A 16,860-nucleotide genomic window follows, 5' to 3' on the forward strand; every position below is an offset into this window, starting at 1 on the left:
CTTGCTGCGCCTTTCGGCGTGGTCACTACTTTAGCGGAATTCCTCGGTGACTCATAATCGAGCCGCGGTCCGAATTTCGGCATGCCGAAATTGTTCCCGGTGAGGAGTCGTGCAGTAGTGGTGTGCCGCGAAGCGGCGGATGGCTGCTACAGAACCGTTCCGGCTGTGTGGCAACTCGGAGAACACTACGTATCGGCCTGGGGCGTGTCAACCCGCGTCAGTCGAGGTCGGTGAGGCGCCCGTCGGCGTCCGGCTGGGCGTCTTCCACGCGGCGGAGCAGGCGGGTCAGTACCTGGCCGAGGAGCCGGCGTTCGTCGCCGGAGAGGTCCTGGAGGAGGTCCTCCTCGAAGACCGATGCCATCCGCATGGCCTCCAGCCACTTCTCGCGGCCCTCGTGCGTCAGCTCGACGATCACCCGGACGCGGTTCGTCTCGTCGCGCTCGCGGTTGACCAGACCTTCGCTCGCCATCCGGTCGATGCGGTGCGTCATCGCGGCCGGTGTGAGGCCGAGGCGCTTGGCGAGTTCGCCGGGGCCCAGCTGGTACGGGGCGCCGGAGACGACGAGGGCCTTGAGGACTTCCCATTCGGCGTTGCTCATGCCGAGCGTGGCCGTCTGGCGTCCGTAGGCGACGTTCATCCGCCGGTTGAGCCGCTGAAGTGCGGAGACGACCTGTTCGACCTGGGGGTCGAGGTCTTGGAACTCGCGCTGATAGGCCGCGATCTGTTCCTCGAGGCTGGGCTCGGCGGCGGCGCCGGACGCTTCTGAGGTCTCAGGCATGCGGCGCAGTATGGCATGGAACTCATTGGCGTCGAAGTCCTTCTCCATGTACTGTTTAGCTTCGAACTTTAGAGTTGAAGTCTTCAGGGTACGACCGTCCGGTCCCCTGGAGACGGGGGGTCTGTGCGTCCGCGCGGCCGGCCGCCGCTTCTTGTCTGTTCTTCTTCTTGATCGTCTTTCGACATGACCTAGGTAGGTGAGTGTGACCACCGCGATGGGCGCTGCGCTGCGCCGGATCCAGCTGGGGAACGCGCTGAGCGCGTTCGGCAACGGCTTCACGGTTCCGTATCTGTACGTCTATGTGGCGAAGGTGCGGGATCTCGGCGCGAGTACGGCCGGTGTGGTGCTGGCGATGCTGGCCGTTTCGGCGCTGGTGGTGCTGCCGTTGACCGGGCGGGCCATCGACCGGCGCGGTCCCCTCCCGGTGGCGGTGGTCGGTACGGTCTCGGCCGCCGTCGGTGCGCTGGGGCTCGGGCTGTCCAGCAGCGAGGCGCAGGTCATCGTGTCCGCCGTGGCGCTCGGTGCCGGTATCGCGGTGATCCAGCCGGCGCTGGCGACGATGATCGTGTGGTGTTCCACGACGGTCACCAGGTCGCGGGCGTTCGCCACCCAGTTCTTCCTGAACAACCTGGGGCTCGGCATCGGCGGTCTGGTCGGCGGTCTGATGGTCGACGAGGCGCACGCGTCGAGCTTTGTGCGGCTGTTCGCCATCGAGGCGGCGATGTTCCTGGTGCTCGGTGCGGCGATCGCGACCGTACGGCTGCCGGGTGCGCCGAAGGTCGAGGACGAGGTGCCGACCGGGGAGCGTCCGCGGGGGGCGTGGCGCGCGTTGTTCGCCGACCGGCGGATGGTGTGGCTGTGCGTGCTGGGGTTCGTGCTGTTCTTCGCCTGCTACGGGCAGTTCGAGTCGGGGCTCGCGGCGTACGCCACCGAGGTCACCCGGATCGCTCCGGCCACGCTGGGCATCGCGCTCGCGGCCAACACGGCGGCGATCGTGGCGGCGCAGTTCGTGGTGCTCAAGCTGGTGGAGCGGCGGCGGCGCAGCCGGGTCATGGCGGTGGTCGGCGTGATCTGGACCGTGGCGTGGATCGCGGCCGGGCTCTCGGGTCTGGTGCACGGCGCGCAGGCGGTGGCGACGACGCTGCTGATCTCGACGTACGCGCTGTTCGGCATCGGCGAGTCGCTGCTGTCGCCGACGGTGGCGCCGCTGGTGGCCGATCTCGCTCCGGCTTCCCTGATCGGGCAGTACAACTCGGCGTTCGCGCTGGTCAAGCAGTTGGCGCTGGCGGTCGGTCCGGCCGTGGGTGCGCTGATGGTGGGCCACGGGATGTCCGTGGCGTACATCGGGATGCTGGTGCTGTGCGCGCTGGGGATCACGGTGCTGTCGTTGCGGCTGGGGCGGATGCTGACCCCGGCGCAGGACAACCCGCACCGTGCGGCGGCTGCCGGGCCGGTGTCCCCGACGGCGGCGGATGCCGAGGCGGAAGCCGCCGTGGCCGTGGCCTGACGGCGGCCCCGCCGGGCGGCCGGTGCGCGGGTCAGGTCTTCGGAAGGGCGAATTCGCACCAGACGGCCTTGCCGCCGCCCGGTGTCCGGCGGGAGCCCCAGGACGAGGCGATGGTCGCGACGATGGAGATGCCGCGGCCCGCTTCGTCGACGGGTTCGGCGCTGCGGCGCCGCGGGAGGTGGTCGTCGCCGTCGGTGACCTCGACGATCAGGCGGCGGTCGGTGCGGCGCAGGCGGAGCCGCATCGGGGGCGTGCCGTGCTGGAGTGAGTTGGCGACGAGTTCGCTGGCGGCGAGCACGCCGAGGTCGTGGAGTTCGGGGGAGAAGCGCCAGGAGGCGAGGACGCCGGAGGCGAAGGCGCGGGCGCGCGGGGCGGCTTCGGTGCCGCCGTGGAGTTCGAGTACGGCGTTGTGGAACAGCTCGGCGTCGTGTCCGGTCCGCTCCGGGTGCTGGACGACGAGGATGGCGACGTCGTCGTCGTGTTCGGCGGTGATGCCCAGGGAGCGCAGCAGGCGGTCGCAGACGATGTCGGGTGCGCCGTCGGCGCCGGCGAAGGCCGCTTCCAGCGCTTCGACGCCGTGGTCGATGTCCTTGTCGCGGCGTTCGACGAGGCCGTCGGTATAGAGGACGGCGCTGGATCCCGCGCCGAGCTGGACGGAGTCCGATGTGTGCTGCCAGCCGCCGGTGCCCAGGGGTGGCCCGGTGGGCTCGCCCGCGCGGTGGACGACGCCGTCGGCGTCGCGGACCAGGATCGGCAGGTGGCCGGCCGAGGCATAGACCAGGCGGCCCTCGTTCGGGTCGTGGACGGCGTAGACGCAGGTGGCGATCTGGTTGGCGTCGATCTCGGCGGCGAGTCCGTCGAGGAGTTGCAGGACTTCGTGGGGCGGCAGGTCGAGGCGGGCGTAGGCGCGGACGGCGGTGCGCAGCTGGCCCATGACGGCGGCGGCGCGGACGCCGCGGCCCATGACGTCGCCGATGACCAGGGCGGTGCGGCCGGCGCCGAGGGTGATGACGTCGTACCAGTCACCGCCGACCGCGGCATCCGTGCCGCCCGGCTGGTAGGTGGCGGCGACGCGGAGGTCGTCGGGCTGCTCCAGTTCCTGGGGCAGCAGGGAGCGCTGGAGGGTGACGGCGGCGGCGCGCTGGCTGGCTTCGCTCGCGCGCAGGCGTTCGGCGGATTCGACCTGGTCGGTGACCTCGGCGCCGAAGACGAGTACGCCCTTGTGCGGGGCGACGCAGGCGACCTCGGGGTCGGGGGCCGGGCCGCTGGCCGCGACCTCGATGGGGGTGCAGGTGAAGGTGTAGTAGCCGTCCCGTGAGCAGTCGGATCCCGAACCGCCGCGCACTTTGCGGGACTTGACCGTGCGGGGCTTCCTGCTGCGCAGGACCTGGTCCATCAGGGGCAGCAGGCCGAGCGCGTCCAGTTCGGGCAGTGCCTCGCGGGCGGTGCGGCCGGCCGGGCGGGGGCCGAAGACGGTGGCGTAGGCGCTGTTGACGTAGGCGATGCGGTGTTCGGGGCCGTAGACGACGGCGACCAGGGCGGGGATGGTGCCGAGGATGTCGTGGACGGAGAGCGCGTCGACGGTGGGCGGCGGGGTGTCGGCGGACGGGACCTGCGTGTCCGGTGCGGGGCGGGTGCCGTCCTCGGCGCGGGCGGCGGGTACGGAGCCCGGTGCGCGTGGCGCGGCGGCGCCGTCGGCGGGCGGCGGGGTGGTCCCCGGGGCTGCGGATGCCGGGCGGGGTGCGGCGCGGCCGGAACGGGCGGCGGCGCGCCGCTGTGTGCCGGGGAGTTTGGCGCTCCAGCGCGTGAAGATCACGGAGGGGTACCTCTTACTTCGCGTCGTCGCGCGGGATCGGGCCGTCGGCTTGGGGGCGCCGGCCGGACCGGGACCGGTGGACGGTCGGCTGGGGCCTCGCGTGGCGCCCTCTGGTGGAATGCAGCAAACGTCCGGATTCCTCGTGATTGTCACTCTTCGCAAGTACGAGCCCACCCATGGTCACACGTCCAGTGTGGCCGACGCGCTCGGCATCCGTCAGACGTCCGGGGGCCGGGACGGAGTTCCGCGCTCCGTTCCGCCGGTTCCGCCCGGTGTCCCGCGGGGCCGCCAAGGCTTCGGGCCGGACGGCGGGTCAGCTGGCTTCGTTGTGCCGTCCGGTGTCCGCGGCGAGGGCGAATTCGGCGCGCGGGTTCTCCAGCGAGCCGAGCGAGACGATCTCCCGTTTGAAGAGGCCGGCGAGGGTCCATTCGGCGAGCACCTTCGCCTTGCGGTTGAAGGTCGGCACCCGGCTGAGGTGGTAGGCGCGGTGCATGAACCACGCCGGGTAGCCCTTCAGCTTGCGGCCGTAGACATGGGCGACGCCCTTGTGGAGGCCGAGCGAGGCCACCGATCCGGCGTACTTGTGCGCGTAGTCCACGATCGGGCCGCCGCGCACCGCAGCCGCGACGTTCTCGGCGAGGACCTTGGACTGCCGTACGGCGTGCTGGGCGTTGGGGGCGCACAGGGCGGGCGGTGCGTCCGGTGTGGCGGGGGCCTCGGCCGTCAGGTCGGGGACGGCCGCGGCGTCGCCTGCCGCCCAGGCGTGCGGGACGCCGTCCACCTGGAGGGCGGCCGTGCACGCGAGGCGGCCGTGGCCGTTCAGGGGCAGTCCGGTGGCGGCGAGGATGGGGTGCGGTTTCACGCCTGCCGTCCACACCAGGGTGCGGGTGGGGAAGCGGGAGCCGTCGCTCAGCACGGCGACCCGGTCCTCGCAGGAGTCGAGGCGGGTGTCGAGGCGTACGTCGATGTTGCGGGCGCGCAGCTCACGGACGGCGTAGCGGCCCATGTCCGGGCCCACTTCGGGCAGGATCTTGCCGGTGGCCTCGACCAGGATCCACTTCATGTCATCGGGTGTGACGTTGTGGTAGTAGCGGAGCGCGTAGCCGGCCATGTCCTCCAATTCGGCCAGTGCCTCGACGCCCGCGTAGCCGCCGCCGACGAAGACGAAGGTGAGGGCGGCGTCGCGGACGGCCGGGTCGCGGGTGGAGGAGGCGATGTCCAGCTGTTCCAGGACGTGGTTGCGCAGGCCGATGGCCTCTTCGACGGTTTTGAAGCCGATGCCGTGGTCGGCGAGGCCGGGGACCGGGAGGGTACGGGAGATCGAGCCGGGGGCGAGGATCAGTTCGTCGTAGGCGACGAGGGCGTCCGCGGTGCCGGCTTCCTCGGCGGCCAGCGTCCGGATCGTGGCGGTGCGTTCCCCGTGGTCGATGGCGGTGACCTCGCCGATGACGACCTGGCACTGAGGCAGTACGCGGCGCAGCGGCACGACGACATGGCGGGGGGAGATCGAGCCGGCCGCGGCTTCCGGGAGGAACGGCTGGTAGGTCATGTACGGCTCGGGGTCGACGACGGTGATGCGGACCGTGCCCTGGCGCAGTTCCCGCTTCAGTTTCCGTTGCAGCCGCAGCGCGGTGTACATGCCCACGTAGCCGCCGCCGACGATGAGGATCCGCGCCACGTGTTCCGGGTCCTTGGCGTCCTTGGCGTCCTTGGCGTCCTTGGGATCCGTCGAACCGTCTGAATCCGTCGATTCCTTCGGTTCCTTCGGTTCCGTCGAATCCGTCGAAGATTCAGCCTTCACAGAGGTTCTCCTCGCGATGTCGACAGGTCCCGGGGCGGCACCGATCCGGGGTGACCGGCGGCGCGGCACCTCGGGCGCTGTGCCCCGGGAAAGCACAGCACTGTTCCATGACGCACTGCCGGCCGGGCTTTGTCCACAGCCTCGTCGAAATGTATGACCGGCAACGGGCGCCGGGCCGGAGGGGAAGGTTCCGCGGATGCCGGGGCAGCGGCGCAGGTCAGGTGGCGGATGGCGGCCCGCGGGGCGGCCCGGAAAGGGGATGGATCGCTTCCGTAGGCCGAACGGGGGGCGGTGTGCCCGGAACTGGCCCTTCATTCTTGACCTGGGCTCAACTATGTTCGTACCTCGTTGGGGTGCACCTTTTCGTCGGTACGCCCCTACTGTCAGGGCGGGGAGTCTCCGGGGGGAGACGTCATGACCGGGGGATCATTCATGCATAGTCAGGGCTCGCAAGGAACAGTCGGCGTGGCTACGGCGCACGGCGTCGGCGGCGGTGTCGGCAGACATCACGAACACGACAGCGACCACACCGTGCCGGTCGGCGGCATGGGGGCGGGCGACGACGGTACGGGCCGGACCTCGGCCGCCGCCGGGCGGAACGCACCGCTGCGGGTGGACGCCCAGCGCAATCTGGAACACGTACTGCGCGCCGCCCGTGAGGTCTTCGGCGAACTGGGCTACGGCGCGCCCATGGAGGACGTGGCCCGCCGGGCCCGCGTCGGCGTCGGGACGGTCTACCGCCGCTTCCCGAGCAAGGACGTCCTGGTCAGGCGGATAGCCGAGGAGGAGACCTCCCGGCTGACCGAGCAGGCGCGTACGGCACTCGGCCAGGAGGAAGACCCCTGGTCGGCGCTCTCCCGCTTTCTGCGGACGTCGGTCGCGTCGGGCGCCGGGCGGCTGCTGCCGCCGAGCGTGCTGCGGGTGGGCGCCAGCACAGGCCACCCGGGCGAGCAGGCACCTGAGGGTGCCGCGGCCGGCGCCCGGGTGCCGCAGCAGCGCCCCGCGCCGGACACCGACGAGGTGGCCGCCCGCGCCGGCGGAGAGGTGCACGCCGATGCGGCAGGGACGGTCGTGGACGGCGGACCGCAGCCCGCGGGCGGGCGGCCCGACGAGCCCGGTGGCGTGCCCGCGCTGCTGGATGTCGTCGGGCGGCTCGTGGAGCGCGCCAGGTCGGCGGGGGCGCTGCGGCCCGACGTGACCGTCGGCGACGTACTCCTGGTGATCGCCACGGGCGCGCCCGCGCTGCCCGATCCCGGGCATCAGCAGGCCGCGTCCGCGCGCCTGTTGGAGATATTGCTGGAGGGGCTGCGCTCGCGCCCCGCCGGCTGAGGCCCGGCACGCAGGTCCCTTCGGCCCGGCCCCGCGGGCACTGCCCCGGACGGGTGAACGCGGGGGCTCCCGTACGGGAGGCCGCCCCGGACGGGTGGTTGGCGGACGGGGCGTCCGATGGCGGTCGCTCCGTGTGGCACGCTTGCGCGGTGTTCCGGTGTGATGGCGTGTTCGGGGGCCTCGGCGATGACTCTTGACGGGCGGGACGAGCGGCGCGGCGGCGAGCCTTCCGCCATGGACGCGGGCGGCTCGGGCGGCCGGGCGGCTGCGCAGGTCCCCGGGCAGACCGGGCCGCTGGGGGCGACTCCCCCGGTCGGCGAGCCCGCGGAGCGGCACGACCGCGCCGAGCGCTTCGAGTCCGGGGTGCCGTCGCAGCGCGACGGATCCGACGACGCCGGCCCGACGGCCGACGGCACCACGTCCGGTCCCGGGTCCGCCGGCCTCCCGCCGTCCGACACCGAGTTGCTCGCCGCGATGCGGGCCGGGGACGACAGCGCGTACGAGGAGATGTACCGCAGGCACGCCGACGCGGTGCGCCGCTATGCGCGCAGTTGCTGCCGGGACGCGCACACGGCGGACGATCTGACCGGCGAGGTGTTCGCCCGCACGCTGCAGGCGGTGCGCGGCGGTGCAGGCCCTGAGACGGCGGTGCGGGCGTATCTGCTGACGACGGTCCGCCGGGTCGCCGCGGCCTGGGGGAAGACCGCGCGGCGTGAGCAACTGGTCGAGGACTTCGCGGTGTTCGCGGTCTCCGCCGCCGGTTCGTCGATGGACGACACCCTCGATCTCGGCGCCGACGTGCGGGCCATGCACGAAGCCGAGCGGTCGATGGCCGTACGGGCGTTCCGCAGTCTGCCGGAGCGCTATCAGACGGTGCTGTGGCACACCACGATCGAGGACGAGTCGCCGAGCGACGTCGCCCCGCTGCTCGGGCTGACCGCCAACGCGACGGCGGTGCTGGCCCATCGGGCCCGCGAGGGTCTCAAGCAGGCGTACCTCCAGGCGCACGTCAGCCAGTCGCTGACCGAGGGCGGTGACTGCGCGCGCTATGCCGACCGGTTGGGCGCGTACGCCCGTGGCGGGCTGCGGATGCGGGCCGAGCGGGGGCTGCGCAAGCATCTGGACGGCTGTGCCAGGTGCCGGATGGCCGCGGTCGAGGTCGCGGACGTCAACCAGCGGATCGGTGCGGTGCTGCCCGTCGCCGTCATCGGCTGGTTCGCCGCCGGGTACGCGGTCAAGACGGCGGCTGCGGTGGCCGGCGTCGCGGGGGCCGCGGGCGCTGCCGGTGCGGGTGCCGCGGCGGCTGCCGCCGGTTCGGGTTCCGGTGCGGCGGGCGGTGCAGGTGGCGCCGCGGCGGGCGAGGCGATCGGCGCGCCGCTCAAGGTCGGGATAGGGGTCGGCGTGGTGGCGGTCGCCGGGGCGGCGCTCGCGATGGCGCTGTCCGGCTCCCCGCAGCCGGCGCCGAAGCCGCAGGCCGAGCCGGAGCGGACGGCCACCGCCGCGCCGCAGAAGCCCGCGCCGAAGCCACCGCCGCCGAAGCCGGTGCCGAAGCCGCCCGCCCCGCGTCCGGCCCCGCCGCCGGAGCCGAAGCCCACGCCGACACCCACACCCACGCCCACACCGAAGCCGAGCCCGCCGGAGCCGAAGCCCACGCCGACGCGCACCCCCGAGCCGCCCGCGCCGGCCCCGACACCGACTCCGACCCCGCCAGCCCCGACGCCGTACCTCCTGAACACTCTCGACCAGGACCTGACGGGCGACGGCACGAAGCCGGAGGTCCGCACCCTGGAGAGCAGTTGGGTGTGGCAGCGGGACGATCCGAGCATCGACGGCCGTACCTACCCGCACGGCGTGACCGTGCACGGCAGGTCATCGGTGGTCATAGACCTCAACCGCAGCTGCACGGCGTACGACGCGAGCGTCGGCGTCGACGACATCGGCCTGGGGCTCGGGGCGCTGCGCTTCTCCGTGGAGGCGGACGGGCAGCGGCTGTGGCGGTCGGACGTGGTGCGCGGCGGGGAGCACGCGGTGCCGGTGCACGTCCCGTTGGCGGGCCGCAGGACGCTGCGGCTGATCGTGGAGCCGGAGACACCGGTGGACGCCCTGGCGTTCGGGGACTGGGCGCAGTCGCAGATCAGCTGCCGCTGAGGCGGGCGGCAACGGGCCTGCGGGCCGCGGACATGCCCCTAAGGGCGGCGCAGTACCGGCTGCTCGGCGCCCGGCCGCGGCCCGACGCCGCCGGCCACCGCGCGCTGCCGTGGCGCCGCCGCGCCCGTCCAGCAGGTGCCGCGCCGGGACAGCAGGCGGCGCAGCCACAGCTCGGTGGAGACCAGCTCCGCGAGGCCGTCGAGCGGCAGCGGCGCGCCATCGGCCGCCGCGCGCAGGGCCTTGCGTACGACCCGTGCCTCCACGAGACCGGCGTCGGCGAGCAGCGGGGTGTCGAAGAGCTGGACGAGGGTGCCGACGGCGCCGCGCAGTCCGGCGCGTACCGCGGCGGTGTGGGTGGGCTGCGAGGTGGCGCCCCAGCCGGCCGGCAGATCGCGTACGCCGGCGCCGGAGAGCACCGAGCGCAGCACGGCGGCGCGCGCGCCTGGCTGTACCCGCAGGGTGTCGGGCAGGGCGCGGCAGGCGAGCACGACCTGGTTGTCGAGGAAGGGGGCGTGCAGCCGCTGGTTGCGGACCTCCGCGGCCTGTTCGAAAACGCGGTGGTCGGCGGCCTGGCGGGCCAGCGCGGCGCGGGCCCGGTGCCCCCCGGGGCGGCTGCTTCCGGGGGAGCGGGTGGCCGCGTCCCCGAGGCGAACCGATACTTCGGCGAGCGCCTCGCCGGTGAGCCAGCGCGCGGCCGGCCCGGGGCGGCACCAGAAGAGAGCGGCAAGTGACGCGTCGACCGCGCCGTCCGCCACGGGTTCGTCGGCGAACTGCCGCTCCATGAGGCGGCGCGCGGTGTCGGCGACCCCGGCTCCGTAGGGCGTACGGGCCAGCCTGCGGGCGGCGCGGTAGACGGTGAAGGGGACCAGGACGGACTGTGCGGAAGGACCGTCCGCGCGGGCGAGCGCGGTGGCCGGGCGCAGCAGGTGGCGCCGGCGGCGGTCCAGGAGGAGGTCGGCGAGGCGGGCGGGGTGGGCGTCCAGGACCTGGCGGGCGCCGTGGCCGACGAAGTGGTCGGCGCTGCCGGCCAGCAGGCGCCTGCGGTGGCGTCCCGCGAGGGTGAGGGAGGGGCCTGGCTCGTCGGTGAGGGGGCCGGTGCCGAGGTCGGCGTAGGGCAGCGCCTCCTCGCCCGCGGCGACGACGACGTGGTGCAGGCGGGGGTTGGCGGCGATGCTGCGGGCGCGTTCCAGTTCGGCTTCGTGGTGGGCCCGGTCGCCGTTCGTGGCAAGGTCGTTGAAGGTGACGGCCAGCAGGCGCTCGCCGTGGCCGCCCAGCGATCCGGGCGCTCCCGGGAGGCCGGCGGCCAGGAGGGCGAGGGTTCCGGAGGCGCTGCCTCCGGAGAGGTCGGCGCCGACTCCCGGGGCCGGGCCGCCGCGCGCGGCCCGGCGTTCGGCGGGGCCCATGCCCGGTACGGGGCCGGGGTCCAGACCGTCGAGCCCGTCCGGGTCGGGCGCGTGCCGGGGGCTCGCGAGCCGGGCGCGCACCGCCTCGACCAGCGCCTCGCGTACGCCGTCCACGGCTTGTTCGGGGGCGAGTTGGGGCGCGGCCACGGCCAGCGACGCCGTCGGCTCGTAGGAGGCGATCTCGCGGGCGCCGCCGCGCAGGACCAGGGCGTGGCCTGGCGGGACGCGGCGCACGCCCTCGTACGGGGTGCCGGAGCCGATCGCTTCGGGGGTGTCGGGGCAGGCCAGCAGGGCGGCGAGGTGGCCGACGTCGAGGCCGGCCTCGACGAGGTCGGCGAGCGGCAGGGCGGCGGTGGCGTAGGCGGTGCCGCCGTCCCAGGGGGTGTGGAAGACGGGGCGGGCGCCGGCCAGATCGCCCGTGATCGTGATCCGCCGTCCCACCTGTGCGACGGCGGTGTAGCTGCCTGGCCAGGCGGTGAGGTGCCGCAGCGCGCCGCCGCGGGCCGCGAACAGGCCCACCCGCAACTGGTCGTTGGTGGCGCCGCAGATGCCGAAGACGGCGAGCCGGGTCTCGGGGTCGGCCTGGACGACGCGTACCTCGTCGGGCCGCCAGTCACCGACCGCCCACAGCGGATCCGGTCCGCCCCACAGGAGTTGGGCGCCTACGGGGATGACCGCGCGGCTCTCCCCGGTGGGGGCCGGCCCCGTGGCGGCACTGCTCCACCCCACCAACCAGCGCATCGCGCCTCCACGCTTCCCCGTCCGGCGGAGGGCGCGCCACCACCCCGAACCGCGGATTACCAGCCGTTGTGCGGTCCATGCTGCCATGACAGCGGCGCGCGGGAGGCGTGGGAGAGGGCCCGTGTGCGGGCGGTTCGCGCCGCTGCGGCACGGCGGCTCCGGCGCGCCGCGCCTCTCGTCAGGGGCGTACCGGAGCGGCAGGAGCGTGGCTTCAGGGGTGCGCGGCGTAAAATTTTCACCCACCACTATTCAGCCAAAGTCCGTTCGTCACACTCCAGTTGGCGACGCGTAACCGTGGCGCGGCCCGGTGTGCCGCCGGTGGCGGCCGGCCTCGTGCGACGGTCCGGGAAGCGGGCTGCGCCTCCCGGACCGGACCACCACCTGCGGGGAATGAGGTGGTGGTATCCCCCAGCCCACTGGATCAAGTGCAGCGGGCCGACCCACGCAACACCCATGGAAGCCCTCGCGTCACAGGGCAGGCAGCGCGCACGTGTGGGCGCACGGCAACACGTACCCGGAGCACATGCCAATTCCCGTACCCCTGTTTGAACATGAATCTCGCCATCCAGGACACCGACCCTTAACGGTCGGGATCCGGCGAACTACTCTGGGTGGACGCATGCCCCGGGGTACCGGGGCGGCCGTCGCTGTGTCGAGGGGTGCGCATGTCCAGGGATATACGCGGGCCGAACGAAAAGCTCGGCACCGTTCTCGCCCTCGCGGGTATCAGCAATGCCGGACTGGCGCGCCGGGTCAACGACCTCGGCGCGCAGCGCGGCCTGACGCTTCGTTACGACAAGACGTCGGTGGCGCGATGGGTCTCGAAGGGCATGGTGCCCCAGGGCGCCGCGCCGCATCTGATCGCTTCGGCGATCGGCAGCAAGCTCGGCCGCCCGGTGCCGCTGCACGAAATCGGCCTGGGCGACGCGGATCCGGCGCCCGAGGTCGGGCTGACATTTCCCCGCGATGTGGGAGCAGCGGTGCGTTCGGCGACGGATCTCTACCGCCTGGATCTGGCCGGACGGCGGGCCGGCGGCGGTGGGATCTGGCAGAGCCTGGCCGGATCCTTCGCCGTCAGCGCGTACGCCACACCCGCGTCGCGCTGGCTGATATCCCCGGCCGACAGCTCGGTGGCGCGCGAGGCGTCCGAGGCGCGCGACAAGGATGTGTCCGGCGGGGCGGACGGGGGCATACCGCAGCACGTCGGCCACAGCGACGTCAGCAAGCTCCGCGAGGCGGCGGAGGACGCGCGCCGCTGGGACTCCAAGTACGGGGGCGGCGACTGGCGTTCGTCCATGGTCCCGGAGTGCCTCCGGGTGGACGCGGCGCCCCTGCTTCTGGCCTCCTACAGCGACGAAGTGGGCCGCGCGCTCTTCGGGGCGACCTCCGAACTCACCCGGCTCGCCGGGTGGATGGCCTTCGACACCGGCCAACAGGAGGCGGCGCAGCGGTACTACATCCAGGCGCTGCGGCTCGCCCGCGCCGCCGCCGACGTCCCGCTGGGCGGCTACGTCCTCGCCTCGATGTCCCTCCAGGCCACCTACCGCGGCTTCGCCGACGAGGGTGTCGACCTCGCGCAGGCCGCCCTGGAACGCAACCGCGGGCTCGCCACCGCCCGCACGATGAGCTTCTTCCGCCTGGTGGAGGCCCGCGCCCAGGCGAAGGCCGGCGAGGCACGCGCCTGCGAGGTGGCCCTGAAGGCCGCCGAGGGCTGGCTGGAGCGCTCCCGTGGCGGCGACCCCGACCCGTCCTGGCTGGACTTCTACTCCTACGAGCGGTTCGCAGCCGACGCCGCCGAGTGCTACCGCGATCTGCGGCTGCCCCGTCAGGTGCGCCGCTTCACCGAGCAGGCGCTGTCCCGGCCCACCGAGGAGTTCGTCCGCTCGCACGGTCTGCGCCTGGTGGTCTCCGCGGTGGCGGAACTGGAGTCGGGGAACCTCGACGCCGCGTGCGCGGCGGGCACCCGCGCGGTCGAGGTCGCCGGCCGCATCTCGTCGGCCCGCACCACCGAGTACGTCCGCGACCTCCTGCACCGCCTGGAGCCCTACGGCGACGAGCCCCGGGTGGTGGAGCTGCGCGAGCGCGCCCGGCCCCTGCTGGCGGCGCCGGCGTAGGGCGGGGGACGGGCACGGCGGAGACCTGGGACGCGGGGCGGACAAAGGGAGCACACCGTCACACTCCGCCTGCTCCGTGCGTCTCCCCTCTTCCGCTGCCCTCGCCGCGTTGTCAGTACCGCGCGTCATGATGGGGTATGTCGTTCGGTGATGAGGTGCGGGCCCGCGGTCAGGGGCGGTTCCGCAATCCCGGGGTTGGGGAGGTGCAGTGGCGGCGTACGACTGCGATGTACTGGTGATCGGTGCCGGCATCGTCGGGCTCTCCACGGCCCGGGCGATCACCCGCGCCGTTCCGGACGCCCGCGTGGTGGTCCTGGAGAAGGAGGCGGGGCCCGCCCGCCATCAGACCGGGCGCAACAGCGGCGTGATCCACAGCGGCATCTACTACCCTCCCGGCTCCCTCAAGGCCCGCTTCGCCCTCCAGGGCTCGGCGGAGATGGCCAAGTTCTGCGCCGAACAGGACGTGCCGCACGAGCTCACGGGCAAGCTGATCGTCGCCACGGACCGCAGCGAGCTGCCCCGGCTGCACGGCCTGATCCAGCGCGGCCGGGAGCACGGCCTGCCGGTGCGCGAGCTGGGCCCGGCCCAGATAGCCGCGTACGAACCCGAGGTGCGCGGCCTGGCCGCCATCCATGTCGGCACGACCGGCATCTGCGACTTCGGCGCCGTCGCCCGCCGCTTCGCCGCTCTCGCCAAGGACACCGGTACCCGCATCGCCTACGGCGCGGAGGTCACCCGGATCGCCCGCCGCCCCGGCCGGGTCGCGGTCGGCACCGCGTCCGGGGCGGTCTACCGCGCCCGCGCCCTGGTCAACTGCGCCGGGCTGCACAGCGATCGCGTCGCGCGGCTCGCGGGCGACGACCCGGGCATGCGGATCATCCCGTTCCGCGGCGAGTACCACACCCTCGCCCCGGAGCGCGCCCCGCTGGTCCGCGGCCTGGTCTACCCCGTCCCCGACCCGGCCTTCCCGTTCCTCGGCGTCCACCTCACCCGTGGTATCGACGGCGCCGTCCACATCGGCCCGAACGCCGTGCCCGCCCTCGCCCGCGAGGGCTACGCCTGGCACACCGTCCGCACCGCCGAGCTGGCCGGCACCCTCGCCTACCGCGGCTCCTGGCAGATAGCCCGCCGCCACTGGCGCCACGGCGCGGGCGAACTCCACCGCTCGCTGTCCCGCCACGCCTTCGCCGACGCCGTGCGCCGCCTGCTGCCCGCGGTCTCCGACGACGACCTCAGGCCCGCCCCGGCCGGCGTCCGCGCCCAGGCCGTCCTCCCCGACGGCACCCTCGTCGACGACTTCCTCTTCGCCGAGACCCCCGGCATCGTCCACGTCCTCAACGCCCCGTCACCGGCGGCCACGGCCTCCTTGCCGATCGGGCGGGAGATCGCGCGGCGGGTGGTGGGGATCCTGGCATAGGGGCCGACACGGCAAGGGGCGGCACGAGGCATACCGCCTCGCACCGCCCACTCACCGCACACGGCCCCCCGCGCCCGTACCTCCCGGCCCCCAAGACGCCATGGGCGGGCCGGCCGCGGGTACGTCAGGTGCCCGGCACCTGGAACGCCCGGATGAACGGCGCGTCACCCGACGGGTGATTGCCCTCGATGTAGAGCGTGTGCTCGTTGTCGTTCCAGCGGACCGACATCTGCGTCGCGGAGGGAAGGTCGTGCTTCGGGTCGTAGAGCGTGCCCAAGACCTTCTCCTTGCCGTCCCGCAACCCCAGGGAGAGCAACTGGGGGTCCTGCGTGCCGAGTTGGGTGGCCGTTCCCTTGGAGGACCCGACCACGATGGCGTTCTCACCGTCCAGCGCGGTGGCCGCGGCCCCGCTCCGCTTCCAGAGCAGCTTGCCGCTCTTCAGGTCGACGGCAGCGGTTCCCGAGCTGTTGCCGTAGGTCGTCACCAGCACCTGGGCGTCCCCGTCGACCATGGTGGTGCGGGGCACGAAGTCCAGCTCCTTCAGATCGCCGGTCAGCTCGATCCGCTTGTCCGGCTTGGGGTCACCGGTCGTCGTATAGGTCTGGAGGACGCGGGTCGGCTCGCTGTCGTCGCTCGTCATGAGCAGCGTCAGCGGCTCGTCCGACACGATGCGTTCCAGGTCCAGCTTCTCCCCGTGGAGATTCGCGGAGATGCTGTCGAGGTCCAGGTGCTGGATGTCCAGCTGCCGCTGCGGCTTCCCGTCCGAGCAGTCGCTGACCCGCGCCATGTACTCGGCGCTCAGCCCGACCGACACCATGCAGTGGTGACCGCGCCGCTTCAGCTGCCACTTGCCGACGCCGCCCGTGACGCTGAAGCCGGCGTAGGTGTCCCCGATCGCCACGGCGACGTACTCACGGCTGATGCCGACGTGCGGGTGCGTCTCCTTGGCGCGGCCCTTGAGGTTCTTCACCCAGAGCGTGCGCCCGGTGTTCGAGTCGAAGACGGACAGATACGAGCAGTCACCGCCGCCCGCGTCGAAGACCGCGGCGCCCACACCCTCGCTGCTCGGTTCCGCGGGCAGGGCGCACACGCCGCCGGCACCCTTGGGGGTTTCGAGCTCCCACTGCTGCTTGCCGGTCTGACGGTTGTAGGCGCGCACACCGTCGTGGCCGCCGAAGATGACCTCGTCATCGTTCAGCCACATCGCCCGCATGCCGTTGTCCTCGTCGGGACGACTGGTGGTCGACTGCAGGTCGACGTTCCATTTCCGGGCCATGGCCAGCGGCGGCTTCTCCTCGCCTGCATCACCGGAACCGCCCGCCAGGAAGAAGTACCCGCCCACCCCGAAGGCGATCAGCACGACCAGCACGATGCCGATGATGGCGGGCACCGGCACCCCACTACGGGGCGGACGCCCCGGCGCTCCCGGGAACGGCGGCATCGGGCCACCAGGGGGCGGGACCTGCCCCGGTATCCCGTGCGGCGCGTACCCCGGACCCGGCTGCGGCCCGCCGGGCGGCGCGGGCGGATACGCGTACCCCTGCGGCGGCTGACCGGGCTGACCGGGCTGACCGGGACCTGCGTACGGGTAGGGGGTGCCCTGCGGCTGTGACGGCGGCGGCACCGGCGCCGGGCCGAACTGGCCCTGCCCGGCCGGGGGTTGACTCACAGGAGGCCCGGCGGGCGGGACGGCACCGGCCGGGCCCGGCTGCGGCGGCACGCCCTGCCCGTGGCCCCCCGGCCCTCCCGGATACGACGCCGCCGGGGCGACCGGGCCCGGCTGACCCGGCTGCGGGACGGCCGGCG

The 16,860-nt window shown here is 73.4% G+C and carries 10 protein-coding genes; 5 read left to right on the forward strand and 5 right to left on the reverse strand.

Annotated features, from left to right (window positions below):
* Positions 1 to 217: 217 nt before the first annotated feature.
* Positions 218 to 778: a MarR family winged helix-turn-helix transcriptional regulator gene (locus ACGFNI_RS15075; protein ID WP_393683917.1), complete on the reverse strand. Its 561-nt coding sequence runs from the start codon at positions 776 to 778 to the stop codon at positions 218 to 220.
* A 202-nt stretch (positions 779 to 980) separates the two neighbouring features.
* Between ACGFNI_RS15075 and ACGFNI_RS15080 the strand changes: the two genes are divergently transcribed.
* Positions 981 to 2,285 carry an MFS transporter gene (locus ACGFNI_RS15080; RefSeq protein ID WP_393684623.1) on the forward strand — a complete coding sequence of 435 codons (1,305 nt, stop codon included), beginning with the start codon at positions 981 to 983 and terminating at the stop codon, positions 2,283 to 2,285.
* A 31-nt stretch (positions 2,286 to 2,316) separates the two neighbouring features.
* Here ACGFNI_RS15080 and ACGFNI_RS15085 read toward each other — a convergent pair whose 3' ends face one another.
* Complete coding sequence (locus tag ACGFNI_RS15085; RefSeq protein WP_393683919.1) at positions 2,317 to 4,101, reverse strand: SpoIIE family protein phosphatase; 1,785 nt, start codon at positions 4,099 to 4,101, stop codon at positions 2,317 to 2,319.
* Between the two features lie 313 nt (positions 4,102 to 4,414).
* Positions 4,415 to 5,740: an NAD(P)/FAD-dependent oxidoreductase gene (locus ACGFNI_RS15090; RefSeq protein WP_393684625.1), complete on the reverse strand. Its 1,326-nt coding sequence runs from the start codon at positions 5,738 to 5,740 to the stop codon at positions 4,415 to 4,417.
* A 708-nt stretch (positions 5,741 to 6,448) separates the two neighbouring features.
* On the opposite strand from ACGFNI_RS15090, the gene ACGFNI_RS15095 reads away from it, so the two are divergent.
* Both ACGFNI_RS15095 and ACGFNI_RS15100 read left to right on the forward strand, forming a co-directional pair.
* Positions 6,449 to 7,231 carry a TetR/AcrR family transcriptional regulator gene (locus ACGFNI_RS15095; RefSeq protein WP_393684627.1) on the forward strand — a complete coding sequence of 261 codons (783 nt, stop codon included), beginning with the start codon at positions 6,449 to 6,451 and terminating at the stop codon, positions 7,229 to 7,231.
* 186 nt (positions 7,232 to 7,417) lie between these two features.
* Complete coding sequence (locus ACGFNI_RS15100) at positions 7,418 to 9,379, forward strand: sigma-70 family RNA polymerase sigma factor (protein WP_393683921.1); 1,962 nt, start codon at positions 7,418 to 7,420, stop codon at positions 9,377 to 9,379.
* Positions 9,380 to 9,417: 38 nt separating this feature from the next.
* Here ACGFNI_RS15100 and ACGFNI_RS15105 read toward each other — a convergent pair whose 3' ends face one another.
* Complete coding sequence (locus tag ACGFNI_RS15105; RefSeq protein WP_393683923.1) at positions 9,418 to 11,523, reverse strand: asparagine synthase-related protein; 2,106 nt, start codon at positions 11,521 to 11,523, stop codon at positions 9,418 to 9,420.
* Between the two features lie 665 nt (positions 11,524 to 12,188).
* On the opposite strand from ACGFNI_RS15105, the gene ACGFNI_RS15110 reads away from it, so the two are divergent.
* Both ACGFNI_RS15110 and lhgO read left to right on the forward strand, forming a co-directional pair.
* Positions 12,189 to 13,637: an MFS transporter gene (locus ACGFNI_RS15110; protein ID WP_393683925.1), complete on the forward strand. Its 1,449-nt coding sequence runs from the start codon at positions 12,189 to 12,191 to the stop codon at positions 13,635 to 13,637.
* A gap of 208 nt (positions 13,638 to 13,845) precedes the next feature.
* Positions 13,846 to 15,054: an L-2-hydroxyglutarate oxidase gene (gene lhgO / locus ACGFNI_RS15115; RefSeq protein ID WP_393683927.1), complete on the forward strand. Its 1,209-nt coding sequence runs from the start codon at positions 13,846 to 13,848 to the stop codon at positions 15,052 to 15,054.
* Positions 15,055 to 15,178: 124 nt separating this feature from the next.
* On the opposite strand, the gene ACGFNI_RS15120 is transcribed toward lhgO, so the two are convergent.
* The gene (locus ACGFNI_RS15120; RefSeq protein WP_393683929.1) at positions 15,179 to 16,444 is read right to left on the reverse strand and encodes a PQQ-binding-like beta-propeller repeat protein; all 1,266 of its coding nucleotides are present in this window, start codon (positions 16,442 to 16,444) and stop codon (positions 15,179 to 15,181) included.
* Positions 16,445 to 16,860 lie beyond the last annotated feature (416 nt).

The organism is Streptomyces sp. NPDC048644, from assembly GCF_043199105.1.
Taxonomy (GTDB): domain Bacteria; phylum Actinomycetota; class Actinomycetes; order Streptomycetales; family Streptomycetaceae; genus Streptomyces.

What these genes read in the sequence shown, in the direction of transcription:
- ACGFNI_RS15090 (WP_393684625.1), bottom strand. Translation starts at nt 5,740, where the DNA reads ATGTACACCGCGCTGCGGCTGCAACGGAAACTGAAGCGGGAACTGCGC.
- ACGFNI_RS15105 (WP_393683923.1), bottom strand. Translation starts at nt 11,523, where the DNA reads ATGCGCTGGTTGGTGGGGTGGAGCAGTGCCGCCACGGGGCCGGCCCCC.
- ACGFNI_RS15075 (WP_393683917.1), bottom strand. Translation starts at nt 778, where the DNA reads ATGCCTGAGACCTCAGAAGCGTCCGGCGCCGCCGCCGAGCCCAGCCTC.
- ACGFNI_RS15110 (WP_393683925.1), top strand. Translation starts at nt 12,189, where the DNA reads ATGTCCAGGGATATACGCGGGCCGAACGAAAAGCTCGGCACCGTTCTC.
- ACGFNI_RS15100 (WP_393683921.1), top strand. Translation starts at nt 7,418, where the DNA reads ATGACTCTTGACGGGCGGGACGAGCGGCGCGGCGGCGAGCCTTCCGCC.
- ACGFNI_RS15095 (WP_393684627.1), top strand. Translation starts at nt 6,449, where the DNA reads ATGGGGGCGGGCGACGACGGTACGGGCCGGACCTCGGCCGCCGCCGGG.